This window comes from Candidatus Marimicrobium litorale, from assembly GCF_026262645.1.
In the GTDB taxonomy this organism is placed as follows: Bacteria; Pseudomonadota; Gammaproteobacteria; order Pseudomonadales; family Halieaceae; genus Marimicrobium; species Marimicrobium litorale.
Window position 1 is genome coordinate 2,051,957 of record NZ_SHNO01000001.1, and the last position, 25,644, is coordinate 2,077,600.

A 25,644-nucleotide genomic window follows, 5' to 3' on the forward strand; every position below is an offset into this window, starting at 1 on the left:
CGTGGTCATTTAAACAAAAAAATCGCCGTTATCGGCACCCAGCATGATTGAACCCAGATTCCGTGCGAAGGAGGTGGGGTTGTTCGCTACGTGCGCCCTCGCAGTGTGTATGTCTAAAAAACGCTGTTGAATTTCACTACCAAGAAACACCGACGAACCCCCGGCCGAAGAGAACAGTGAATCCACGACTTCAATCGACTTTTCGATGACCAGCGATGCCTGGTAGCGATAAAGAATGCGGTCATCAATGGCTATAGCTTCACCCTCTCGGAGAGCATCCATCATTCGGTCAAAGTTCGTATACATGACACCGCTCATCTCCTCGATGGTATTACGAGCTTTGGCTATCCGCATTTGTGTTCCGGTATCCTGAGCCAATTTAGTGACGTCACCACTGGCCTTCCCTTTCACCAGTTCGGTGTACTGTCCAAGTGCGCTGCGCGCAGCACCAATGGCGGGTGTGGAGACAACTCGCACGAATAACTGTGCCCATGGCATTGAGTATAAAGTTGCGCTGTCTTCGGTAACTCCCGGATTCGTGCCCTCAAATCCATCAGATTGCTTGTGTGTTCGGTAATCTGGGACAAAGACATCGTCAACAACGATGTCGTTGGAACCCGTACCCTGCAAGCCCATAGAGTTCCAAGTGTCCTCTATTTTGTAATCGCTGCGCGGCAGCAAGAATGTTCTATAACTGCCATCCGGCAAGATACCGCCCAAAAGCACCCACGTGCAATGGTCGCAACCGCTGCTCCATCCCCACCGACCGCTGAATTGGAACCCACCTTCTACGGGCGTTACTTTGCCCATCGGCGCATAGGAAGACGATACACGCGTGTGGATATCATCACCCCATACGTCTTGCTGGGCTCGGCGATCCATTAGCGCCAGTTGAAATGCGTGAACCGAAACAATGCCGCAGGCCCACGCCGTGGACATACAGGCTTCGGCGATCGCTGCCTGTGCTCGAAAGAAATACTGCGGATCCACCTCGGCCCCGCCCCACTCGGCCGGCTGCAGGGCAAGGAAAAATCCTGCCTCTTGCAGGGCCTGTACGTTTTCGACGGGAACGCGCCTCTCTTCTCGCGCACGCGCCGCGTTTGCTCTAAGCATTGGTTGCAGAGCTTCAACGTTTCCCAGCATAGCTGCACCTGCTTCATCGCCCATTTGCACAGACCGTTTGACTGCCACGTTCATGGAATCTCCTCGATTTATATCAATTCATCACTTTACTAATCAATCTGTCGCGGGGGCAAGTCAGGTTTCGCATATGCCATCCGCTTCTCGCTCCCGCCGTTATGGTACGTATCCAGGCCTGACAGCGCTACAGTGCCGGCTGCGCCCAAATCCAGCGAGCTGTCTGGCCGGCAGGCCAACTCGGGTACGCAAGCCAGAACCACTTCACCAATCACCAGATGCGTACCGTTAATCTCTAACCGCATGTGCTGCCTCAACTCCAGACCCAACCTCACATTCGCTTCCCGCACCATAGGGGCCCGAAAACCCCCCTGCCAAACTGGGTTGAGGCCCGCGGCATCGAATTCCGACTCATCGGAAGAGTAACGGGCGGCCGTTTGATGAGCCTGCTCAATAATATCCACGGTCACGTGATTCACGCTAAAAACACCCGTTTCCAGTATGTTCCTCAGCGTGTGGCGCTCGTCACCGCCAGGCCGTATCACCAAACTAAACAGCGGCGGATGTGATCCCAGGTGTGTCAATGAACTCATAATCGCGAGGTTTGTCGCCCCCTCGCCATTACTCGTGCCTATCAGGTTTGCCGATTTAAAGCCTGACAGGCTGTTCACGAACGCCGCGCGAGCTCTCTTTTCCATGCCGGCGATGCTAATCGTTTTTAACTTCATTCTTCCCTCCATTATAGCTTACGCAGAAACACGTCAAATGGACCAGTCCGATGACGCCCCCACTCGTGCTGACCTCTTACTATTTCGAAAAATAGCTCATCTCCGCGTTGCAAGTGGAGCGGCGCAACCATTGAGCCATTCGCATTTGTCCTGCGTACCTATTCAGGAATCACGAGGGTTATTACCATGCAAGCGCAAATAGGATCATCAAATCAAACCAGCGATTGGTTTTACGAGTCGGCCAGAGCACGTCCACTCCTGGACAAGACACAGGAGCAGGACACAGACTCGGATAAGTGGAGGGCGTTGTACGCGATTTTCAATCTCATTACCAAAGATCCTGCCGGCCAAAGTCTGCTGCAGTCCTGGGCTAGCAATCTCGTCAACAATCCGCCGGATCTCGTTGTGATGCCTGAGCGCAAGCACTATTTCGCTCTGCGCAGGGAGCACAAGCCGATTCTTGAAGGTGCAGAAAACACCGCGCTGCTAGAACAGATTGCGCAGGGCAAACTGGAAGCACTGCAGAGCGCTGCCAGCCAGAAACGGCTGCTGTCCGGTTCTCTCTTGCCCATCGGCTTCGCCAAAATTCTACTGCGAGACGCTGACTCCAATGAGGTGGGCGCCGCACTCGCAGACTGGCTAACCAGCTGGATCGACCCGCCTTCCGCACGAGACAGCCTTACGCCAGACAATGAGGATGCGGTCAGGACACTGCTGGAGGCCTACTTTGAGGCACGTTCACGCTTGGTTAATCATAACTTACGCCTTGTTTTCTCCGTGGCGCGAAAGCTGGAGGGGCGACAATCCTTCGAAGACCTGGCACAGGATGGTTTCATCGGTCTCATTCGCGCGGCTGAAAAATACAATTGTGAAACAGGGCACCGGTTCAGCACCTACGCCTATAATTGGATTATGCAATCGTGCAGAAGGGGCAACGATGATATGGGTGCAATCATCCGATTTCCGCCCAACATCAAGCAGCAGCTGACTGCCATCATTCGAGAGCGAGCAGAATTCACCCAAAAGCACGGTACTCAGCCGACACGAAAGCAGCTAGCCGAGCGCCTAGACCTCGAGACAGGCCCTTTGGATGCCATTATGGACCTGGGCAATTTGTCGGTGTCGATGGCCCAACCCATCGGTGGCGAAGACAGCAGCCTCACACTGGAAAACACGCTGGTTAGCAGCACATACGACGACCCGGACAGCGACTGCCACAACGCTGATCTGAGAGCTCTCCTCCTGTCGAGACTGGCAACCCTTAACGCGCTGGAACAAAAAGTCGTAACACGGCGCTGGGGACTCGACGACGCACCCGGCTCTACGCGAAAGGAAGTTGCTGCACAACTTGAGGTGTCGACCGAGTGGATTCGTCAGGTGGAAATTGGCGCGCTGGAGAAACTGCAATCAGACTCACTACTCAGGGAGGCTAATCGCGACTTGTGAATTACGCCACGAGCGCGCTCGTTTCTTCTTCACCTCAAAAACGGCGCTAGCTTTGCAGCTGCGCCGTTACCGTTTCCGCCCATTCAAGAATCGCAACCTGCTCTTCTTCCGGTTTGCGCTGCCAGTTTCGTAACGACAGCTTCATGCGGGGATTTAAGTCCCACTGGGCACTGTGCTTGTGGAGGAAACGCCAATAGAGGCTGTTGTAGGGGCACGCATCATCGCCTGTCACCTTCGCTGGCGAGTAGCGACACTGCTTACAGTGATCGCCCTGACGTTGAATATATTTGCCACTGGCAGCATACGGTTTACTGGCCATAATTCCACCGTCAGCATGCAGTGCCATACCGAGCGTGTTAGGCAACTCCACCCACTCAAAGGCATCCACGTAAACACCCAGATACCAATCACAGACCTGACCGATATCGATACCTGTTAACAGGCAAAAGTTGCCGATAACCATAAGACGCTGTATGTGATGCGCGTATCCCAGGTCCAGACTTTGACCAATAGCACGTGACAGACAGCGCATATCTGTTTCGCCGGTCCAGAAAAAATCCGGCAGTGGCGCAACTGCGTCCAGTCGATTCAAGTTGGCGTAATCGGGCATCTGCAGCCAATACATGCCTCTAACATACTCTCGCCACCCTGCCACCTGACGAATAAACCCTTCAGCCGCAGCCAAGTCACATTTTCCAGCGCGATACTCTTCCTCAACCGATCGACAAACAGCAAGTGGCTCGAGTAGGCCTATATTCAGATACATAGAAATACGAGCATGGAACAACCACGGTGACGCCTCTGCCAATGCGTCCTGAAAGCGGCCAAATGAGGGTAGGCAATACTCCAGAAACCATCGAAACTGCTTCTCCGCTCCCTGCCGAGTCGTAGCAAACTGAAAATGCTCCAACTGTCCCGGATTGTCGGGAAATTTTGACTGCACCAGGCTTATTACCTCTGCGGTTATCGCGTCTGGCTCCAGCAAAGGGGGCTCAGGCACCTCGGCTTTGCCGCGCCACCCCTCCCGGTTTTCCGCATCGAAGTTCCAACGGTCTCCCTCCGGAGACCCATCGCTCTGCAGGAGCAACTGGTACGTCCGGCGTACCTCGCGATAAAAATACTCCATGCGAAAGGTTTTACGACCATCTGCCCACTCATTGAAAGCCGAGTGATCAACCAGAAAACTGTCATCTTTTACCCATTCAAAATCACACGGGAGGTTCCACGATCCAATCGCCGCCTGGAGGCGGTATTCACCGGCTTCAGTACACAGCACCTTCCCGGCGTCGCATTGCTCCAGAGCAAGCATTACCGCCGCATATAAGGAGGGTAGGCCTGTCTCGTAGGGAACATAAATAACTTCGAAACCCGCCTCGCGTAATTCAGCGCAGAAATGTCGCATGGCCGAAAAGATGAGGGCAATCTTGTGCTGGTTATGGCGAACGTAATTTGCCTCTTCAGCCACCTCGGCCATCACGATCACGTCGCGGCCGGGCTCCGCCTCCGCCAGGGCACCGCGCCTGGGCGTCAGCTGGTCTCCCAGAACCAGTATCAGGCGTTTACTCTCTATACTCATGACCATACTCTCCTTTTTGAACGTACGGCGGGATGTTTCCTGAGCCGATTGCCTCCGGGGCGCCACTCAAGCCCACCGCCTGTTACCAGGGAATAGATTTACCCTGCCAGTCGAGAAAAGTGCCAGAGTCCGAGGCGTCCAGATCTCCAATCACCTTGAGAAGGGCTGCCGCACACTCCGCTGGCTGCAGCACTCTGTTGGGGTAGTTTGCAGAGACAAAGGGTGCCGAGAGACGTGAGTCGACGGTGCCTGGATGAAGCGCTACGACAATTGTTTCCCGGTGTGAAATCGACCACTCCCGCGCAATCGTCCGCAGGAGCATGTTTTGCGCCGCCTTTGATGCACGGTAGCTATACCAACCGCCCAACTGATTGTCACTGATACTGCCTACCCTCGCCGAAAGCGAAGCAAAGATGCCCGGTTGTCCTTTACGCAACAGCGGACTGAACGCATCAGCCAGCAGCGCAGGAAACAATGCATTGATCTGAAAAGCCTGGAGTGCAGGCGCGGTGTCGATATCTCTCAAGCGCTTCTCTGGCAGGTACTTATCCCAGTGCAACACACCCACGGTATTTATCAGCATCTGCACACACTGCACTCTCTCTTCCAGTGCCAGAGCCGCCGCCACAATGCTGTCAGGCTCTAATGCATCGACGAAGAGCGGGACAACCCGTTCGTCATCCCACGGTTCGACATGTCGTCCCAACAGGGCGACGCTCCGAGTGTTTTCGAGCGCCAACAATGCCTCACACAACGCGTTACCGACCGCTCCGTTACCCACGACCACCGCACAGAAATTATCACTTTGAAGAGGGCCTTTTGCCATCAGTTCTATCGCCGGTGTTTGAGCCAGCGCCCGATCCACCCGAACCGTTCGGGAGCCTGGGGCTCGCGGTGAGTGTCTGGCACGCCATGCTTGCTATACCACTCTTCCCATTCGTAGGGCGTCAGCGTCTTGGGTACCGTGTTGTTGAGCGCTCGATCCAATGATTTCGCTTGGAGGCTATTACCACCGCCAACGTCACCCTCGTCCTCTGTCACATTATTTTTCATGATGGCAATGGAGTGTGCATAACAAAGGTATACGCGCGTTTCAGGTGGCAGATCATTAAAACCGCACGTTAGACGGCAAAATCCAAATTGCGGGCTCACCGCGTATATCCCGGTACAGTTTCGAGCCTTAGCCACTCTAGGTCACGCGCCACATGTCGATACCACGACTCACGTGCAGCAGGCGCCACATCCGCTGCAGATCCTTCTGTTGGCGGTGGCAGCACTCTCACCATGCAGCTCATTTTTATGGTCTGAAAAAATAGGAAAACAGCGATGCCAGAAGGACCCGAAATCAGGCGCGCAGCAGACGCGCTGGCCCGCGCTCTGGAAGGCAGACGCATTGAGACGGTGCGTTTTGGCAAAGCCAAGCTGTCCCGTTATGCCCGGTCTCTAAGCGGATACCGTGTGCAACAGATCGAAACCCGCGGCAAGGCCATGCTCACCCATTTCGAGCATGGTCTGACTATTTATTCGCACAATCAGTTGTACGGTATCTGGAAAATTATCAAGGGTCACACACTGCCTGAAAGCGGCCGCTCCGTGAGATTACTCCTACAGACGGAAAGCCATAGCGCGATACTATACAGCGCTTCTGACATCAGTGTCTGGCCTACCGAGGCACTTACGGAGCACCCCTTTCTCGCAAAGGTTGGTCCCGACATCATGGCGCCCGAGCTGCATTGGCGCGATATTGCAGCCAGGCTGAACGAAAAGCGCTTCGTCAAACGCAGTGTTGCAACCCTCTATCTGGATCAGGCTTTTCTGGCTGGCAACGGTAACTACCTGCGCTCCGAGATCCTGCACGACGCTCGCATTAATCCCCGGGCACGCCCGGCCGACCTAAGCCGGGCGGACATTGGCCGACTGGCTCGCAGCACACTCACAATCAGCCGCAGAAGCTATGATACAGGCGGGATAACGCTGACGCCGCGCTTGGCGGGTGCCCTAAAAAAACAGGGGCTGAAACGTTCTTTCCGCAGATTTTACGTATTTGGGCGGGCTGACCGACCCTGCTTCCACTGCGGAGAAGTCATTAAACGCGAGGAAATCGCCGGCAGACGACTCTATCACTGCTTGCAGTGCCAGCAGGCCGCATAATTTTCAGGCGCCCCTTGTGCGTTTGCATCCAGCCGGCTCGACGTTTGGGCACACAACGCGCCAGTGATGCCTGGCAGCAACAACGCCCGCATCCAATCCACTGAGGTCTCGCGCGACGTTACACAGCCGCAACAAACCGGTGTGCGCGAGCGACGCGGCGAACAGGCAAACCGTGTTCTGTTCGATCCCACCCTGAAGAGCGTCCAGACCTCCGCCTGCAACAGGCGCTATTGGAAGTGCTTGTTCAGCCAGGCGAGCAGATGCTGGTTGAACACATCTGGCTGCTCCTGCTGGACCCAATGACCTGCCTTGTCGATATTGTGCATTTCCAGCTGGCCGCAGCGTTTGTGCATGTCCGCCGCCATTTCCGGACGCAGCGCCGGATCGCGGTCGGCGGTGAGCATCAGGCAGGGAACGTGCAATGGCTGCACACCCACCTCTGGCCAGGCCTGTTTGTTGTAGTCAATATTACGGTACCAATTGATTCCGCCCCGAAAACCCGTCCGGGTATACGCATCTACGTAAGCGGCGAAGTGCGCATCACTGAGCAAGGGCTCACCCAACTCCGGCATATTTTGCACATCTTTAAAGGGGTTCATGTTGATTTTCCCCTCTACAACAACCGCTTCAATGAGTTCCTCCAGAGGCGGCGCTGTGCGCATGATCTTGGCCACGATGTCGCTCACGTGCGCATCCATGTAGGCTTCGGCGACGCCCTCCTGCTGAAACCAGGCCACGTACTGTCGTTCCACGTCCCCCTCGACCACCGCCAGGTGGGTCGCTACGTCGGGAAATGGCATATACGGCGTGCATCCCGCAGCGACACCCCGCACCCGGTCGGGATGCAATACAGCCGTAGCCCATGTAACGAAGCCGCCCCAATCGTGACCCACCATAACGGCCTGCTCCAAACCCAGCGAATCCAGCAGCGCCACGATATCACCGGTCAAATCATCCAACCGATAAGCGTCCACCGCTTGAGGGCATGAACTGCTGCCGTAACCGCGCATGTCGGGAGCAATCACACGGAATCCCGAAGCTGCCACGACCTCCAACTGACGGTGCCACCCCAGGGCAAGATCAGGAAAACCGTGACAAAACACAACAGCAGGGCCTTCCCCGCCCTGGTAGGTATTCAGGTGAAACTCAGGGTCCCCTGCCCTGCCGGGCAGGTCCACGCGCACCTGTTTAATCAAAACGTCCACCGCGTGGTACCAGTTATACTCGACTCCATTGCGCCTACTCCCTGTCAGTTGATCGCTCTCATACTGTCGCATACTATGTTTATTGTCACGGCATATGCCACCCCCTGCGAGACAGGGTCATCCGGCGACACAGCCGACAAGTGGAGGGTTTAGATTGACAACAGAACAGCACCCCAGGCCCGCACCTCTGTTGTTTCGCTGGACCATTTTTCCCGTTGTTATGGGTACGGCCGTCTGGATTAGCTGGTGGCTCATGCAGAACGGCACAGAACCCGGACTTGCAATTTTAGGCCCCCAGTTCGGCGCCATTGTGATCGTTGCGGTTTTCGAGCATATCTACCCACATCATTTGCGCTGGAACATTTCCCGGGACGATGTGAGTGTCGACGCGAGACACGCGGTGTTTGTCGGCGTATTGCTGGCATTGCTTACACCGGTCGCCGTGTCCATCGGTGTTGTCATCGGCGGCGAGCTCTCCGATAGCATCGGAGCAGACTTGTGGCCCTCCGAGTGGCCACTGCTGGCACAGATATTCCTTGTCATGCTGGTGGGAGAGCTGCCAGGTTACTGGGTGCATCGCTTGCAGCACCAGTGGGATGGGCTGTGGCGATTTCACGCCGTCCATCACAGTGCTCCACGCCTTTACTGGCTGAACGCCGGACGTTTTCATCCAGCGGATTCCCTGATGACCTTTGTCCCCAGCTACCTGCTGCTGGTCAGTTTGGGCTGTGGCGAGATTATGCTGGCATACTTTGGTCTGATTTCGACCGTGCACGGGATTTTTCAGCACGCCAATATCCAACTGCGGCTGGGGCCACTGAACTGGCTGTTCAGCATGGCGGAACTGCACCGATGGCACCACTCCAAGACAGTGTTCGAGGCCAACCACAACTACGGTCAGACTATCAGCATCTGGGACTGGGTGTTCGGCACCCGTTATCTCCCAAATGACAAGGCGCCACCAGAGGATATTGGTATCGCTGATCTCGAGGCTTTCCCTATGACCTGGTGGTCTCAGCTACTGTCGCCCTTCCGCTGGGCCAGCATCAAGCAAGCCAGTATCCGCAAGCCCTCCTCCTGACACCCGACCGCATTTATGCTGGAAGACTATGACCGTGCAAAAGGCAACAAGGAATACTCATGAGAAAGACACGGTTCCATAGGCTATTTACCCACCTCACTGCCATGCTGCTCGCATTGCTGGTGGGTTGTAGCGACCCGACCAGCAATAACACACTGCAACGCTCGAGAAACATACCTGCCTGGTTCGACGAAGCCAAACTGGGCATATTCATTCACTGGGGCCCCGCCTCCGTGCCCGGCTACGCACACGGTGGCGCACTGCAGCCTGGCGAGCTGGAAGACATCATGTTTGGGGAATCCGAGCGCAAGGAGATGCCCTATGCAGAGTGGTACCTGAACGCCATGAATTACCCTGATACGGAGACAGCCCGCTACCACGCAGAGAAGTATGGCACGGCACCCTATGACAACTTCATTCCAACATTCGAACAGCGAGTGGCTGCAGACTGGAATCCTGCCGCCTGGGCAGAGCTGTTTGAACGTGCGGGAGCCCGTTACGTGGTGCTGGTAACCAAGCACCACGACGGCTACACGCTCTGGCCCAGCGAGACAGAGAACCCGCATCGGGGACACTGGAGCTCATCACGTGACATGGTTGGCGAGCTGGCCGATGCCGTGCGCGCCCGCGGCATGCGCTTTGGCACCTATTACTCCACAGGGCTGGACTGGACATTCCAACTGGTGACCGAGGGCGACCGAATACAGGATATTCTTATGAGCGCCCCCAACAGTCAGGAGTACGCCGATTACGTGCATGCGCATATGTCAGAGCTTATAGATCGCTATAGTCCAGACGTGCTCTGGGCTGACATTGGCTACCCCTCCAGCGGCCGCCGGGACGAACTGATGGAGTACTATTTCAATGAGGTACCCGAGGGCACTGTGAATGACCGCTGGGGGGCAGTCGACACGCTTGGACAATGGGCGCAGATCCCGGGAGCCATCTGGGTAATGAAAACCCTGGGGCGGATAATGATGTCAGACCAGGCCGACAACCTGCAGGATGATCCGGCCCGCTACGGTTTTAAAACCGCGGAATACGACAGCTTCAATGGGGTAGCACCCTTTAAGTGGGAAACCACACGCGGGCTGGGCGCATCTTTCGCATACAACCGCAACGAGACAGCGACTGACATGCTGTCCGGTGCCGCCTTGATCACGTTCCTCATAGACTCGGTGGCCAAGAACGGTAATGTGTTGATCAATGTTGGGCCGGACAGTTACGGCCATATTCCCCTCATCCAGCAAGCCCCGCTGCTGCAACTGGGCGACTGGCTGTCAGTCAACGGCGAAGCGATTTATAACACGAAGCCGTGGCAACGCGCTGCTAATCTCGAGGGCCGCGCACTGCATTACACGCATCGGGAAAACGTCCTCTATGCGATTGTAAGCGGCCCCGTCGGTACACGCTTCACAGTAGAGGACCCGAACATTCCCTGGGAGTCGCTATCCGTACTCGGAGCTGAGGTGGTATCCAGTGAAAAGAGGGACGGCTTGCTGACAATCACGCTAACGCAGACGACAAGCCCAACGGCCACCGTGGTGCGATACCAGCTGCCCTGAGCCGGGATTACGTTAACACCACTCATGCGTTGCTCAATACGCGGCTATCGGCGCCTGAAATCACTGAAGCGAATGTGCACTTTCGAATCAAAGCTCTTCAAAAAGCCTGCCTTGCCAACAGTATGAGACTGCAAAGACTGAATAAGATTTTCCCCCTGCACATCACCAAAATCCAGCGTTAAACGAAAGGTATCAACGGATACAGAAAATGCAGGAGACAACGTTTCCGTATTGTAAATTTGAAGCTGACGAATCCAACCACTCTGCGCGTCCATGAGTAGCTCGCCGCGCAGATGCTCACGGGCGTTCTCCAGTTTTTGCACCCGTGGTACGAACGCGTAAATTTCATCACCCGCTGGAGCCGCCAGCAATTCAAGTGTCGCAATATCAACCATAGGAACATAACCTCTGGGGCCATCGCGCTGATCGTCAATGCGCTTTTTCTCGGCATCAGCAAACTGTGCCAGCCTATCCGCATCCGGCGCCTCGCCATTAACCGACAACAGCGTGCGTCGCTCGTAGGGAGGGCGGGTGGGATCGCTCTCGATCTGTTGTAGCTCATCTCCATCCACCACCTCCATAGCGAAGTACCAGTCCTCGTCGAGGTCCGTCGCATCCAGGGTCTGCAAGGCTGCCTCCACACGAGGATGAGCACTGACTGTCTGCCCATACGTCGGCTGAGCCCAATGTGTCAGCAACAGCATCAGAGCCAGCGCGGCGCAATGATTTTTTTCGACAAGCATCATCGCTTCATAACGCCTGTAACACCAAAGACAGACCCACACACCCGCTCAAAAATAGTTTCTTTTTTCATAATGGCCTTCATCCTCTGCCGCTCACAGCACCTATCATCCTCCTGTTACGAGGGCGGAATCAAGCGAACAGATAATCTCTGCCGGCGCATTGCAAGCATTGCACTCATGCTCTATAACAGTGAACCCACCATAAGAAAGAGATCTGCCCATGCGCCATACTATCGCGCTTACCCTGGCATCCGCACTGGCAATTCCAACCCCGATCCTACACGCCGCCGAGAAACAACTGCTTTGGGGTGATACACATTTGCACACTATGTATTCGTCAGACGCCTACGCGAACAACAATACCAGCGCAGGCCCCGATACCGCTTTTCGTTGGGCCCGAGGCATGCCCGTGATACATCCGTACCATAAAGCGAGGGTACAGATTGGCACGCCGCTGGATTTTCTCGTGGTCTCCGATCACGCAGAGTTCCTCGGGCAAATTCGCAATATACATGTCAATGGGGTCGACACAGAGGGCCTTGGCCCTATCGAAAAAATAAAGGCCTGGGGCGCTGCATGGTACCTCAATCGTGCGATCGACAACGGCAATGGCCGCGAATTATTTATGCAGGTGCTCCCGGATCCGGACCTCACACCCAGGCAGGATGCCGAGCAGAGTAGCCTGGAGAATAGCAACCTCAGCATACTACCAATGCCGAAACAGGTTGAAATTGACACCTGGCGAACCATCACCGACACCGCCGAGCAGTACAATGAGCCCGGTGTGTTTACGACTCTGCTGGGGTGGGAGTGGAGTTCTATTCCCGGCGGCGCCAACCTGCACCGCGTGGTAATCACCGATTCAGATGCGGCTACCGCGCAACAGTACGACCCCTTCGGACTGGACGATAGCCCCTATCCTGAAGACCTGTGGCGGTGGTTGGACCGCACCAGCGAGAGCACCGGTGCGCGCTTTACTGCCATACCGCACAACTCCAACATCTCCAAGGGTTTTATGTTTTCGGACACCTCGCTGCGTGGAGAGCCCTTCAACACTGAATATATGTCTCTGCGCAACCGCTGGGAAAAAATCGCCGAGATCACGCAAATCAAGGGCGATTCTGAAACCTATCCCAGCCTGTCCCCCGATGACGAGTTTGCTGATTTCGAACGCTATACCTACTACATCCAACGCAAGTCGACGCCCTACACACCCCAGCGCGGCGACTTTGTCCGAGAGGCTCTGAAGCGGGGGCTCGAGCTGGAACAACGCCTGGGGCAAAACCCTTACAGACTGGGTGTTATCGGCTCCACGGATTCACACACCGCGCTGGCCTCCGCCGAAGAGGATAATTTTCAGGGAAAGCTTGCCACTGACTCTACGCCCGAGAACAAGCAAAGCGCATGGAACGGACGTTCAGGCCCTTCGGGCTGGTCCATGTCAGCCTCCGGACTTGCGGCCGTATGGACAGAAGGCAATACGCGTAAGGACATTATGGACGCGCTGCAACGTCGCGAGGTCTATGCGACCACCGGACCGCGCATAGGCGTAAAGTTTCAAGGTGCCACTGGTGTCGCGATGCCCGAAGATGCGGCAGTGGAACCGCACAATACCATTGGCAATGAGGGCGTGCCCATGGGTGGCGAACTCACCGGGCCGGATGCCCCCATCTTCAGCGTGCTCGCAGCGATGGACCCGAAAGGCGCGCATCTGGACAGAGTACAAATTATTAAGGGCTGGGTGGACGAAAACGGCGGTTCCAGGGAGAAAATATACAATGTGGCCTGGTCAGATGACCGACAACTGGATGCCAGTGGACACTTGCCGCCTGTCGGCAATACGGTAAATCTGAACACTGGCAAGGTGGAGAACAGCATTGGCTCGCCGATGCTCTCTGCAGTCTGGACAGACCCGGACTTCGACAGTGAACAAAACGCGTTTTATTATGCCCGGGTGTTACAGATTCCTACGGTGCGACACTCTATGCTGGACGCCATTGCCCTCGGGCTGGATAAAGCGGGTGACAAACCCGATACGATTCAGGAAAGAGCCTATACATCCCCTATCTGGTACCGCTCGGCAACACCCTGACCTCAGCGGCCAGGGTAGTTACGTTTGCGCTGCATCAGCTGGATACCTGTGCAGACCTGGCACGCCAAAGCGGGCGAGCAACGGTCTTACGTTCGCCCAGGAACCATGGGTTTTTGCGTCCAGTGCCGCACTGTAACGCACTGTCTCCTCATCGGCTTATGGTCTGCGCAAAATGTTTGTAGGGATTGCATCGGACGAAGCGCATGAGTGTTGTTTAAGTGGCATCGTAATCTAGCCAACTACAACACGCTGAACAACCTGCCAGCTCTAACCATTAGCGATAATGCGAGAACTACGGTGCGCTTGAAACGGCGCATCTGGAACTGCCAGGTGGATCACAATAAAAAACGCCCACTGAGTGAAGACTCCCAGCGGGCGTTGTTACAGAATCCAACCTAGTCTGCGGTGTGCATCCTGAAACCTAGCGACGGCCCCACTTGCTGCCAGACTGCTCGGCGACGTTGCGACGGCCCCACTTGCTGCCAGACTGCTCGGCGACGTTGCGACGGCCCCACTTGCTGCCAGACTGCTCGGCGACGTTGCGACGGCCCCACTTGCTGCCAGACTGCTCGGCGACATTGCGACGGCCCCACTTGCTGCCAGACTGCTCGGCGACGTTGCGACGGCCCCACTTGCTGCCAGACTGCTCTGCGACATTGCGACGGCCCCACTTGCTGCCAGACTGCTCTACCGCGTTGCGACGGCCCCACTTGCTGCCAGACTGCTCAGCGACATTGCGACGGCCCCACTTGCTGCCAGACTGCTCAGCGACGTTGCGACGGCCCCACTTGCTGCCAGACTGCTGGATACGATTGTCTTCGCTCCACTTGTAACCGCTGCGAGTGTCCACCGGGCTGGTATTTTCCACCCACATCGACGACGGGTTAGCGTCAGCGCCATCTTGTGCCCACTTGAATCCAGCGGGCGCACTCGCCGTGTAATGCTCAGCAACGGCGAGATTATGGTTTACGCGGTGCACAACATTGCTAGGCTCTGCTGTGCCATTGTCGGCCTGGGGCTCTGCAAAACTCGGTGCATTCGCTGTTAACGCAAGCGCCACACTGGCCACGCTCGCAAACCCAACTACTTTTAATGTCTTCATAATTTTATCCCTGCCTTCTTGCTTTAAACGTCTTCACGATCTGATCATCGATGCAGTGTGATCCATCTCTTAAAACTGACACCCCGCGGGGAACCAGTTCGCATTCTCGTTCCGTGATGCTTGACGTAGTTATACGAGCCGGGGGGTAAGAAATGAAGTGGAGGGGTTGCCCCTTTTGGGTCAGGCGTCTGGACGTTACAGCCAGAACCCCGTGCAGGGCGTGAGAATTCACCCGTAAGCCTATGATTTAGATACTATCGATCGAGGAACTCATGCGCTAGATGACGACCTGACCCTGACGGGTCATTAGAGTATTCTCACGTACTGGCTTAATTATCCGCAGAATCTGAGGCCAGGCGGCGAATAGCGGCCTTTTCCTCTGTGTATAGCGCCTCCCACTCGAGCGCATCGGCGGCTGGCGAGGACTGCTCCAGGTCCTCGGACCGCAGGCGTTCAATATGTTCTTTGACGCCCCATCGCCGGGTATCACTCAGGCCCTTTTCGCTGACCGTGGCCGAAATCAGCGTTTCGAACCCCGGCAGTAATGCCTCACCGTTCTCGCCGACAATCGCCGGCCCAACGTAACTGCTCTCATCCTGCGGGTTAACCCTCGATAGCGGGAAAGGCAAATCACAAGCGGGCTGACCCAGCGTCACGGCGCGAGCAGCAGTGACATAGCCATACCCCTGCTGGAACGGACTGTAGGCCAGCTGGCCATCGAGATTGATGGCGGGCTCCGCGCTCGTGATCAGTCTGCATTTGAGTTCCTCAGGTGTCGCCTCCGGGTGTAATTGCAGCAGAAGGGCCAGTATTCCTGATACCAGTGCGCTCGCCTGCGACGAGCCGGTGGAAACAAACTCTCCCGTTCTGAGCATATCTTCTGGCTGCTGCAGGGCTATCGCGGAATGCGGGTAAATAAGGCCGGTCATATGCCCCCCCAGCGCCACAACATCTGGCTTGACGTGCCCCATAGGCGTTGGGCCCCTTGAAGAAAAATCGGGAATATAATCATCATCGCGGGTATCGGGCGTCCAGGAGTCGGTCACGGCGCCCACCGTAATGATGTAGGGCAAATTGCCTGGTGACCCCACGGTGTCCGCATCGGGCCCTTCATTGCCGGCGGCCGCCACCACGGCGATGCCGCGCGACCAGGCCACCGTCACCGCCTGGTTTACCGGATCCCTCCAGAATGGCCAACGCGGCGTCTGCGCAAAGGACAGGTTCAACACCCGTATCGCGTAACGCTCCTGATTATCGACCACCCATTGGATGGCCCTGACAATTTCTAGCACGTGGGCCAGGCCCTCACGGTCGAGTACCTTTACCGCTACGAGACTTGCGTCCGGTGCAACACCCTTGTAGGTGCCGGTGGGGAGACCATTCTGCGTAGTGGGATCGCTATTAAAAATGATACTGGACATGTGCGTTCCATGGCCGCTTTCATCCAGTACGGCGACGTCTGACCTATCCACTATCGCGTCATAGCGAGCAATCAGGCGATTCTCACCACGCGTGTCTGTGCGCAATGCCTCGTGCTCCCAAAGGCCTGAATCCACCACCGCCACGGTAATACCCTTGCCGGTTATGCCCTGTCGATGCAAAGCTTCGATGCCCGCTACCCGGTTGTAATAGAAGTCCTCGTGATTACGCTCGTAGCCTGGCACCAGGTCGGTGAAGCACCCCCCGAAGCCCGCCTTAATGGAGAAGTCGCGCTGACGCGGCGGCAAGGACGCTTCGGACCCCGCTGCGCTAAAGCTCACATCCAGATCTGCAATTGTCTCTACCCGGGGCCGCCGTGCCTCTGGAAATTCTATCTGCAGTGCGCCAAACATCGAATCCCGGTAGAGTTCCGCAGGCAACTTTTCACCGCCGAGGGACATCGCCGTCACCGCACCGAGCCGCTCGGGCCAGGCCATCGCCAGAGTCTCGAGTTCAACCGGGGCTTCCCGCTTGTTGAAGAGCGGCCAACGAAAACCAGAGGGCGTAATATCAAGTTCGATGTGGCCCCTTACCTTGCAATCCTCTTCGTGTGGTTCCTGCCCGGGCTCGTCAGTGATAGCCAGATCGTCGATAACCCGTGTAACAAGGGGTGATTCAACAACAATCCGTAATTGATCCGGGCTGAGACGCGCACCCACTGCATCGATAATGTGGAGGTCATGGGTCACATCCCCCCCCGCGGCTATCACCAGCTTCGCGATCTGACTGGAGGAGGCACCCTGCACCAAAACCTGCAGCGTGTCCTGCTCCGCGGCAACAACGCGCAAGCTGGAGACCAGACAGAGGGCGAGAAAAGCCCTGCATTTAAACGGTTTCATATGGCCTCTAGCCGACAGCCTAAGTGCCCAAAACCCCTTGAATCTGCTCCGAAAAATTTTCCTTGAGCAGGGCGGGAACGTCTTCGGGGTAAATGGGACGAGAAAAATAAAAGCCCTGGAGAAGGTCGCAGCTCTTACTTGCCAGATAAGCTAATTGGCTTTCGGTTTCAATGCCTTCTGCGACCACTCTGAGATTAAGTGTTTGCGCCAGGGCCACGATCGCATCCACGATCGCAGCGCCATCGGGTGTATCCATATCGGAGACAAAGCTGTGATCAATTTTCAAGGTGTCGATTGGAAAGCGCTTGAGGTAACTGAGTGAGGAATACCCCGTGCCGAAATCATCTACCGCAAGGTCTAAACCGAGCGCCTTGAGGGTGCGCAGCTTTACAATATTGGTCTCCGCGTCGGTCATGATCGCGCTTTCAGTGAGTTCAAGTTCCAGACGATCGGGCGACAGTCCCGAGGTTTCGAGGAATTCATGCACCCATTCGGCGAGATTACTCTGATTAAACTGCAACGGCGATATATTGACGCAAACCCGGAATGCATCAAGACCAAGCCCACCCCAATACTGACAATGGCGGGACACCTCGTTCATGACCCACTCGCCAAGCTCAATAATCTGGCCCGTACTTTCCGCAACGGGTATAAATTCCTGCGGCGACACCATCCCTCGTGTGGGGTGCTTCCAGCGCACCAGCGCCTCCAGGCTAACAACCTCGCCCGACTGGGAATTCACCTGCGGCTGATAGCGTAATTCCAACTCATCGTTGCGCATGGCTTCACGCAACTCTTCCTCAAGCTTCAGTTGCTCGACGGCTCGGGAATTCATCTCCTCGTCATAAAAACGATAGCAGGCCCGTCCTTCTGCTTTGGCAACGTACATCGCAGTGTCCGCGTTGCGGATCAGAGTCTCCGCATCTTTCCCATCCTCTGGATACAGGGCAATACCGATACTGGGAGTTACCACAGGGTTGTGCGACTGCAAGGCAATTGGCTCAGATAGTCTGTTGAGTATCCGCCGTGCCACCTTTTCGATATCCGAGACATCAGACACATCGGAAAGCACTACCGTGAACTCGTCGCCACCCAGGCGAGCGATCTCGGTAGCACCCTCTTTCTCGGTGGCCTGCTCAGCATTAGCATCCGAAAAATAGTTGATCGCGTCTTCTTCACGCAGCTCCATAGTCAGCCGCTTGGCAATCTCGACCAGCAGGCTGTCGCCCCTGGCATGGCCGATAGAATCATTGATGCGCTTGAAGTGGTCGAGATCTATAAACAGCAACGCCGCCGTCGTGCTGTGGCGACGACTGCGCTTCAGCAAACGACCTAATTGCTCATTGAAACTGCGCCGGTTGGGCAGGCTGGTTAGCGGGTCATAGTAGGCGAGATAGCGCAGTCGGTCTTCCTGCCGCTTAAGCGAGTTGAACGCACTGCTCGCGCGCAACATGTACTGAACGTCTCGACCCAGCAACGACCAGTTCACGGGTTTGGTTTTGTACTGGGTGGCGCCGGCCTCAAACCCCTTGTCAATCGATGAACGGTCGTCAGAACCTGTCACGATCATAATAGGTATCGACTCACCCTGCGGAATCTCCCGGATTCGCTCGCAAGCCTCCAGTCCCGTCATGCCCGGCATCTCTACATCCATGAACACGAGGTCCGGCCGCTCTCGGACGAAGGCATCTATCGCCTCAAAGCCGTTCGATGCCTCCACCACCACCATATCCTCAGCCTCAAGGCATTGCCGGGCAAGCATGCGGACATTCTGGTCATCGTCTACGACAAGAATCTTCGCTTTATGGCGGATAGTCTCAGTGCCTGACATTTATTTGCTGGAAGAGGAGGTAATGCGCATGGCGTACAGTGTAAGCTATCATTGCCTAAAGCCCGTGGCTAGTCCGAGTAAATAATACCAAGCGGTTATCGACACGGGGCGAAACCAGCTTGTTCTGACCCTGGAGACACAACGGGCACGATGGCCTTGCACCCCACAGCGCTAGTAAAGCTCCTGCCGCTGGCGGTACTGATTCCCGGTGCTTACTTCGGACGGGGCCAGATCAGCTTGCTGGATGATGATCTTCGCATAATTCTGGACAGCCTGCCTTACCTGCTCTGCCTCGGCGTAGTGCTGATGTCCCTCCAGTTTCAGCGAGGACGCCTGTTGTTGGCCGCTATCAGCGTTGCCGTTTTCTATTGGGTCGTACAAAGCTACCTGCAAACCAGCCTTAATCGCAACACCGACGCGCTCCGGGCTTACCTTGCATTGAGCTTTGCACTGCCCGTGATGGCGTTATACCTGCTGCTACTGCCAGAGCGAGGCATCTGGAATCTGCAAGGTCTGATCGCTGCCCTGGGATTCATCCTCCTCGGCTTGGCCTGCATAGAGCTGGGGCCCTGGATACTGGGCATCAACGATGCAGCGATTAGTTACACACCGAATTTAAATGACGTCTATATGCTGTCAAAGAGCGCCTCCATACTGGCAGGCTTGACGGCGCTTGTCGGTGTTGTGCTGCTGTGCATACGCAATGAGGAAATCGAAGCAGCTCTGTTAGGCGCCATTCTGCCGGTTTATATCGCCCTTGCTTTTTTGCATGTCGAATACATCTCAGTGTCCATGTGTATCGCAGCGTCACTTAGCCTGGCCTGGGGACTTTTGCGCAGTTCATACTCCATGGCATACCGTGACGAACTCACAGGGTTGCCGGGCCGCCGCGCGCTAAATGAGCGTCTGAAAATGCTGGGAAAAAGTTACAGTATCGCCATGATTGATGTCGATCGCTTCAAACGGTTCAACGATACCTACGGGCACGAGGTCGGTGATGAAGTGCTCAAGCTTGTGGCCTCGAGAGTTCGCAGTATCAAGGGAGGAGGCACGGCGTACCGCTACGGAGGGGAAGAATTTTGCGTGGTATTCCCTCGCAAGACTGTCGAGGCCACTCTGGAACCGATAGAAAAAATACGCGATGGAATAGCCAGTTACAACATGTCGATTCGCAACCGCAGTAAGCGTCCTGCCCGCATGAAAGAGGGCAGTCGCCTGCGAGGTGCAACACGGCTGGGTAGCGATCAGGTCAGCATTACGATCAGCGCCGGTGTGGCCGCCCGCAGCCCCGAACACCCGGATCCGGATTCCGTGCTCAGTGAAGCGGATAAAATGCTGTACAAGGCCAAACGCAGGGGACGCAACCGGGTTGCCTACGCCTCTTGAGCGGGACTAGGAAATACGGTTTTCGCGGCGCTTTAGGCCCTGCTCCTTTACGAAGCGAGGCAGCTTTTGCAAGGGAATGGCGGGGCTGTAGTAAAAGCCCTGTACCTGGTGACACTGATGCTCGCGCAGAAACTCAACCTGCTCGTGAGTTTCTGCACCTTCAGCGACTACCAGCATATCCAGGCGCCTACCGACTTCGATGATCATGCTACACACCGCCTGCTGATGTTCATTGTGCGGCAGATCCCGCACGAAACAAGCATCGATCTTCAAAGCCGAAATCGGCAATTCTGTCAGGTGGGTCAACTGGGAGAAGCCCGTGCCGAAGTCATCCAGCGAAAACGAGAGGTCCAGCTTACGCAATTCATCCATCCGCGCCTTGATACCATCCGGGCTATTGAGCAGTGTAGATTCTGTGAGCTCGAATTCAATGCGGGACGCATCAGCGCCGCTGCGTTTCAGGATGTCTTTCACGATATCCACAAACCGATCATCCTGGATTTGTGAAAACGAGATATTTACCGCAACGTCAACTTCCGGCATTCCCTGTTCTCTAAGCCAGACCTGCGCATTGCAAGCGTGCTGAATCACCTGGTAGCCAATCGTTTTCATCAGGCCCATGTCTTCACAGGCGGAAATAAACTCACCCGGCAGTACAAGCCCCCGCTCCGGGTGGTTCCAGCGCAGCAGCGCCTCGAGACCCACAAGATGGCCTGTAGCGAGGTCTATCCGCGGCTGGTAATGCAACTCGAACTGGTTCTTGCGCACAGCCGTGCGCAACTCCGCCGCAAGGGAATTACTGCCTGCAGTATCGAAGGTCAACTTTTCCGTGTAGCGAATCACATGGCCACCGCCAATACTTTTCGCCTGTTGCATAGCACTGCGCGCGTGATCGACCAGGTCTGAAAACTCAGTGCCGTCTTCCGGGAAGATAGCGGCGCCGATACTCGCTTCGACGGCGACCTGTTGTTCGCTGAGAATCATCGGTGCAGAAATTGACTTGAGCATTTTGTCCGCTATCAACTCCACATCTGCCGCCGAGCTGACATCCTCTAGCACCACCGCAAACTCATCGCCGCCAAGGCGCGCGATGCTGTCTGAGCTGCGCATCTTGTTAATGAGTCGACGGGAGATCGATTTGATCATGATGTCACCGTCCGATTCACCGTAGTGATCGTTAACGTTGGCAAACTGATCAATATTGATATAAATCAAAGCTGTGTTGAAGCCATAACGCTGGGAGCGCCCCATGGCACGCTCCAGATGTGCCCGGAAACCGACGCGATTCAACGCGCCCGTTAACGGATCGCGATTCGACAATCGGCGTATTTGCTCACGCGCCTGTTTAAGCTGAATGCTGTAGTCGAGCACCCGATGCAGCAGCGCATCCTGCAGCTGGCTGCGGTAAAGATAATCCTGAGCGCCCAGCTCACGCAGCTGGGCCACTGCAGCCTCGTTGTCGTCGTCTAACAGGAGAATCAGGGGCGCACTGGCCTCATGCTTACTCGCCAGACGAAGGAGATACTCTGTCTCAGGCCCTTGGGCCATAATGACAGCGTCGATATTCGGGTCGAGAAGCGCCTCCAACGGGCGCTCTATGGACTCAGAAGTAGACAGATGAAACCGGGCGGGGCGAGCACGTTCAAGGCTTGCAGAGATGACAAGATGGTCAGTCTTGTCCTCAGAGATGATCAATACTGTGTGCTGTTCCACTCTTGGTTCCCGGTTCCCTACCCCACCCTGGTTATTGGGTCATCATGACCCTGCCCGATCGCCACACCGCGTCGACCGGATTGGTGCTCTTAGTCTTATTCTTTATTTAACATAGAGTTATACGAAATAACTGAATGAAGTTCTAGTAAATGTTTCCTTAAAATTACCAAAGCGGCTCAATCGAGCAATTCACGCGTCAGCAACTCGCAGAAAAACGCGGGAATATCGACTCCCGTGCGTCTCTGACAGTCGTCAAAATCCATACACAGAAAAGACAGATGGGGTTCAAGGGACGTTTTCTCTTCTTCGCTTCGCTGACCTGCCCTGCCCTGCCCTCTGCCCAGCACGCTCTTCACTGGTCGTGCACCATGGTTTCTGTAAGCCGCTGGACCGCCCTGTTGTGGTGCCTCTGTGGATTGCAGTTCATGCCCCCGCGGAGGATTGTCGCTAGAAGAGACGGATCAGGGCAATAACGGCGCCGTCTATGCGGCCGCAGCGCGACGCTAGCCGCGCTGAACACCGGACACCCCCGATGACCCACCTCCTCCGGTGTCGGTTGCTCAACCGGAAAATCGCTCCATTCAACCGGGTGCCCCAGCGCATGACAAGGTGGGCGGTTGACGACGGTGCGTCCCGGGTTGGCCGAACATCCTCGCAACGGATTTTGACGTAACCGCATTCGATCGTTGAGTGCTGCAAGTCGTGTCGTAAGTTGCAGGGCAGCGCCCCGGCTATTTTATGATAAGCTCACGTTCCTTCTCGGCCCAGCTATATCCCGCAATTATGAGTCTAGCGTCTGACAAACTAGAAACCATTCGCGAACAAGTACAGCACCATCTTGACCACGCGGAGCAGAACGCCCTCAGTCCAGAACAGGAAGCGTTGCTGAAAGACAATATCAGAGCCATGCTGCACCGCGAGAACGCCGCACTTATCGCACATTATTATACGTCGCCTGCGATTCAGGCACTGGCGGAAGAAACCGGTGGCTGTGTCTCAGACTCGCTCGAAATGGCGCGCTTCGGACACGATCATCCAGCGACGACCCTGATCGTAGCCGGCGTAAAGTTCATGGGAGAAACTGCTAAAATCCTGACGCCTGAAAAACGCGTCCTCATGCCGACGCTGGAAGCCACTTGCTCTCTGGATCTCGGGTGTCCCATTGAGGAGTTCAGCGCATTTTGTGATCAACACCCAGACCGCACCGTGGTGGTTTACGCAAACACCTCCGCTGCCGTCAAAGCGAGGGCTGACTGGGTGGTCACCTCCAGCATTGCGCTGGAAGTCGCGGAACACTTGTGTGATCGCGGTGAAAAAATCATATGGGCGCCGGACCAACACCTGGGCAACTACGTGCAAAGCCAAACAGGGGCCGATATTCTGATGTGGGACGGCGCCTGCATAGTGCACGAAGAATTTAAGGCCCGAGGACTCGCCGACCTGAAACAGGTTTACCCTGACGCGGCCGTACTCGTTCACCCAGAGTCTCCCGCCTCCGTGATCGAGCTGGCGGATCGTGTCGGCTCCACCAGTCAAATTATCAAGGCCGCCTGCGAGATGGACAACACGCAATTCATCGTAGGCACCGACCAGGGTATTTTTTACAAACTACAGCAGCAGGCGCCACAGAAGGAGTTCATTATCGCGCCTACCGCAGGCAACGGCGCTACCTGCCGCAGCTGCGCGCACTGCCCGTGGATGGCCATGAACGACCTGGAGAGCCTGGCCGCGGTATTTTCCCGAGAGGACAACGAAATTTTTGTGGACCCCGGTATCGGGGAACAAGCGATGGTTCCCCTGCGCCGCATGCTCGATTTCTCGCGTGAGGCCCAACTGACCGTTAAAGGCAACGCCTGAACACTCAACGTCGCCGCCTCGCGGGCGGGCATCAAAGCTCCTCCAGCTTTTCCTGCATCTCGGCCACATCTCGCAGTCGCTGGGAAAGGATCGCGGAGGTCACGAAATCTCCGCGCGTGAGCTTGAGTGCATACTCCAACTGTTTCCTCGCCTGATCCAGCGCACCATTCAAAATAAAGTATTCTGCGCGGGATTGGTGAAGACCGGCAATATTACCCGAAAGCCCCTGCACTTCCGCCAGCAGATACCAGAGCGAAGGATCATTAGGTGTGCGCTTACTTTGTCGACGCAGCACCTCCTCGGCAATATGAGACTGACTATCTTTCATTAGCGCCGTTGCATATGCCATGGTCAAGGGATGATTTCCCGGCTTCGACTCCAACTCTCGCGAGAGCTTGCTGACAGCTTGCGCGTGCTTGTTGCGGGCCATGTCTATTTCCGCGTCCGCGAGAATGTATTCGAGACGATCCGGGCTCACCGACCAGATCGAATCCAGCTCCAGGCTTGCCTCATCTGCGCGGCCTGCCGCAATCAGTGACAACACCAGCCCGTAATGTGCCGCCTCCTTTGACCGGGGCGTACCCTCCAACTCGCCGCGAAATCGCGCCACGGACTCCTCCGGCGTATCGGCCAGTGCAACCATGACGCGCGCGCGCATCAACTGATAGTCAAGATCATCGCGCGGTGCCACGGCGGAGTAATTCCTCGCGCGGTTACGGGTATCGGCGATTCGGCTTTCAGACAGTGGGTGAGTACGCAGGAACTCTGGGAGCTGACTGGTGCTGTAGTACCGCGTCGACTGCAGCATACGCTCGAACATTGCCGGCGCGGCATTGGGGTCCATTCCCGCTCCCACCAGAGTTTGCATACCGATGCGATCCGCCTCCTGTTCATTACCGCGGCTGTAACGCAAGGCAGAATCCTGCGCTGCCGCCTGGGTCGCTGACATAGCAGCTATCCCCGCTTCACCGCCCGCGGTAGCCATAACGACCAGACTTGCCAGCATGGCAGCCAAAGCCAATGGCTGCATTTTTTGCTGGTATTCTACGCCACGCGAAAAGTGACGCTGACTGAGGTGGGCGATTTCGTGAGCCAGCACAGTCGCAAGCTCATCTTCCGTCTCAGCAGAGAGAAGCAGACCATTGTGCACACCAATCACTCCGCCTGGAACTGCAAACGCGTTAATCGTGGGACTGTCGACAACGACCAAATCGATACGACGATCCTCCAACTGGCTATGACTGGCCAACTCGAAAATCAGGTTTTCGAGATACTCGAACAACACGGGGTCTTCAACAGTAGGGACCTGGCGGCGAAACATACGCAACCAGGCTTGACCCAACTGCCGCTCGTATTCAGAAGAAAACAGACTGGTACTCGATTCACCCAGATTCGGTAACTTAAGCCCCTCTGTATTGGCCACAACGAGCCCGTTGTGGCAGAAAGTCAACATCGCAATAAAAATCCAACGCTTCACGAATGGCACCAGCCTGATAAGCCTAGATAATCGAGAGCCCTCCCGGGGGACCCCGCTGCGCAATAGTGTACGCGATAGAACGTGATCACGTGAGCATGCAAACACGAAACGTGTCGGTCTTGCAGTGGTAAAAACCCGGGCTGGTACTGCTGCATGTCCCTGTAAGCGACTGGCCGTTTCCCTTGTTCGCTGCCCTGCAAGGCTCACACCGTATCATCGACTCCCCGGTCAGAATG

The 25,644-nt window shown here is 55.9% G+C and carries 20 protein-coding genes; 7 read left to right on the forward strand and 13 right to left on the reverse strand.

Features of this window, described 5'->3' with window-relative positions:
• Positions 1–9 precede the first annotated feature (9 nt).
• Complete coding sequence (locus tag EYC82_RS09190; protein WP_279249234.1) at positions 10–1,197, reverse strand: acyl-CoA dehydrogenase family protein; 1,188 nt, start codon at positions 1,195–1,197, stop codon at positions 10–12.
• A gap of 35 nt (positions 1,198–1,232) precedes the next feature.
• The gene (locus EYC82_RS09195) at positions 1,233–1,865 is read right to left on the reverse strand and encodes a flavin reductase family protein (RefSeq protein ID WP_279249235.1); all 633 of its coding nucleotides are present in this window, start codon (positions 1,863–1,865) and stop codon (positions 1,233–1,235) included.
• Positions 1,866–2,051: 186 nt separating this feature from the next.
• On the opposite strand from EYC82_RS09195, the gene EYC82_RS09200 reads away from it, so the two are divergent.
• Complete coding sequence (locus EYC82_RS09200; RefSeq protein WP_279249236.1) at positions 2,052–3,311, forward strand: sigma-70 family RNA polymerase sigma factor; 1,260 nt, start codon at positions 2,052–2,054, stop codon at positions 3,309–3,311.
• A 46-nt stretch (positions 3,312–3,357) separates the two neighbouring features.
• Here the strand turns inward: EYC82_RS09200 and EYC82_RS09205 are convergent, their stop codons facing one another.
• The 3 genes from EYC82_RS09205 to EYC82_RS09215 all read right to left on the reverse strand — a co-directional run bounded on the left by EYC82_RS09205 (position 3,358) and on the right by EYC82_RS09215 (position 6,039).
• Positions 3,358–4,887, reverse strand: a complete 1,530-nt coding sequence (locus EYC82_RS09205) for a cryptochrome/photolyase family protein (RefSeq protein WP_279249237.1) — start codon at positions 4,885–4,887, stop codon at positions 3,358–3,360.
• A gap of 82 nt (positions 4,888–4,969) precedes the next feature.
• On the reverse strand, positions 4,970–5,713 hold the full coding sequence (locus EYC82_RS09210) for an SDR family NAD(P)-dependent oxidoreductase (protein ID WP_279249238.1): 744 nt from the start codon (positions 5,711–5,713) through the stop codon (positions 4,970–4,972).
• Between the two features lie 5 nt (positions 5,714–5,718).
• A complete protein-coding gene (locus EYC82_RS09215; RefSeq protein WP_279249239.1) occupies positions 5,719–6,039 on the reverse strand; it encodes a hypothetical protein in 321 nt (106 codons plus the stop codon).
• Positions 6,040–6,213: 174 nt separating this feature from the next.
• Between EYC82_RS09215 and nei the strand changes: the two genes are divergently transcribed.
• Complete coding sequence (nei, locus tag EYC82_RS09220) at positions 6,214–7,038, forward strand: endonuclease VIII (protein ID WP_279249240.1); 825 nt, start codon at positions 6,214–6,216, stop codon at positions 7,036–7,038.
• A gap of 227 nt (positions 7,039–7,265) precedes the next feature.
• Here the strand turns inward: nei and EYC82_RS09225 are convergent, their stop codons facing one another.
• Positions 7,266–8,315 carry an alpha/beta fold hydrolase gene (locus tag EYC82_RS09225; RefSeq protein WP_279249241.1) on the reverse strand — a complete coding sequence of 350 codons (1,050 nt, stop codon included), beginning with the start codon at positions 8,313–8,315 and terminating at the stop codon, positions 7,266–7,268.
• A gap of 82 nt (positions 8,316–8,397) precedes the next feature.
• Here EYC82_RS09225 and EYC82_RS09230 point away from each other — a divergent pair, with 82 nt between their 5' ends.
• Positions 8,398–9,324 carry a sterol desaturase family protein gene (locus EYC82_RS09230; protein WP_279249242.1) on the forward strand — a complete coding sequence of 309 codons (927 nt, stop codon included), beginning with the start codon at positions 8,398–8,400 and terminating at the stop codon, positions 9,322–9,324.
• 59 nt (positions 9,325–9,383) lie between these two features.
• Positions 9,384–10,889: an alpha-L-fucosidase gene (locus EYC82_RS09235; protein WP_279249243.1), complete on the forward strand. Its 1,506-nt coding sequence runs from the start codon at positions 9,384–9,386 to the stop codon at positions 10,887–10,889.
• 44 nt (positions 10,890–10,933) lie between these two features.
• On the opposite strand, the gene EYC82_RS09240 is transcribed toward EYC82_RS09235, so the two are convergent.
• A complete protein-coding gene (locus EYC82_RS09240) occupies positions 10,934–11,635 on the reverse strand; it encodes a hypothetical protein (protein WP_279249244.1) in 702 nt (233 codons plus the stop codon).
• A gap of 217 nt (positions 11,636–11,852) precedes the next feature.
• On the opposite strand from EYC82_RS09240, the gene EYC82_RS09245 reads away from it, so the two are divergent.
• Complete coding sequence (locus EYC82_RS09245) at positions 11,853–13,724, forward strand: DUF3604 domain-containing protein (protein WP_279249245.1); 1,872 nt, start codon at positions 11,853–11,855, stop codon at positions 13,722–13,724.
• A 421-nt stretch (positions 13,725–14,145) separates the two neighbouring features.
• Here EYC82_RS09245 and EYC82_RS09250 read toward each other — a convergent pair whose 3' ends face one another.
• From EYC82_RS09250 to EYC82_RS09260, 3 genes are all read right to left on the reverse strand, one after another.
• Positions 14,146–14,826, reverse strand: a complete 681-nt coding sequence (locus tag EYC82_RS09250) for a hypothetical protein (RefSeq protein WP_279249246.1) — start codon at positions 14,824–14,826, stop codon at positions 14,146–14,148.
• 329 nt (positions 14,827–15,155) lie between these two features.
• Positions 15,156–17,144 carry a S8 family peptidase gene (locus EYC82_RS09255; RefSeq protein ID WP_279249247.1) on the reverse strand — a complete coding sequence of 663 codons (1,989 nt, stop codon included), beginning with the start codon at positions 17,142–17,144 and terminating at the stop codon, positions 15,156–15,158.
• 19 nt (positions 17,145–17,163) lie between these two features.
• Complete coding sequence (locus tag EYC82_RS09260) at positions 17,164–18,975, reverse strand: two-component system response regulator (RefSeq protein ID WP_279249248.1); 1,812 nt, start codon at positions 18,973–18,975, stop codon at positions 17,164–17,166.
• Between the two features lie 150 nt (positions 18,976–19,125).
• Here EYC82_RS09260 and EYC82_RS09265 point away from each other — a divergent pair, with 150 nt between their 5' ends.
• Positions 19,126–20,361, forward strand: a complete 1,236-nt coding sequence (locus tag EYC82_RS09265) for a GGDEF domain-containing protein (RefSeq protein WP_279249249.1) — start codon at positions 19,126–19,128, stop codon at positions 20,359–20,361.
• 6 nt (positions 20,362–20,367) lie between these two features.
• Here EYC82_RS09265 and EYC82_RS09270 read toward each other — a convergent pair whose 3' ends face one another.
• Both EYC82_RS09270 and EYC82_RS09275 read right to left on the reverse strand, forming a co-directional pair.
• Entirely contained in the window at positions 20,368–22,074 is a 1,707-nt protein-coding gene (locus EYC82_RS09270) for a putative bifunctional diguanylate cyclase/phosphodiesterase (RefSeq protein ID WP_279249250.1), read from the reverse strand.
• A 176-nt stretch (positions 22,075–22,250) separates the two neighbouring features.
• Complete coding sequence (locus EYC82_RS09275; RefSeq protein ID WP_279249251.1) at positions 22,251–22,430, reverse strand: hypothetical protein; 180 nt, start codon at positions 22,428–22,430, stop codon at positions 22,251–22,253.
• 427 nt (positions 22,431–22,857) lie between these two features.
• Between EYC82_RS09275 and nadA the strand changes: the two genes are divergently transcribed.
• Positions 22,858–23,931 (forward strand): quinolinate synthase NadA, encoded by a 1,074-nt coding sequence (gene nadA / locus EYC82_RS09280; RefSeq protein WP_279249252.1) that lies wholly within the window; start codon positions 22,858–22,860, stop codon positions 23,929–23,931.
• Positions 23,932–23,962: 31 nt separating this feature from the next.
• On the opposite strand, the gene EYC82_RS09285 is transcribed toward nadA, so the two are convergent.
• Positions 23,963–25,384 (reverse strand): M48 family metallopeptidase, encoded by a 1,422-nt coding sequence (locus EYC82_RS09285; RefSeq protein ID WP_423243917.1) that lies wholly within the window; start codon positions 25,382–25,384, stop codon positions 23,963–23,965.
• Between the last annotated feature and the right edge of the window lie 260 nt (positions 25,385–25,644).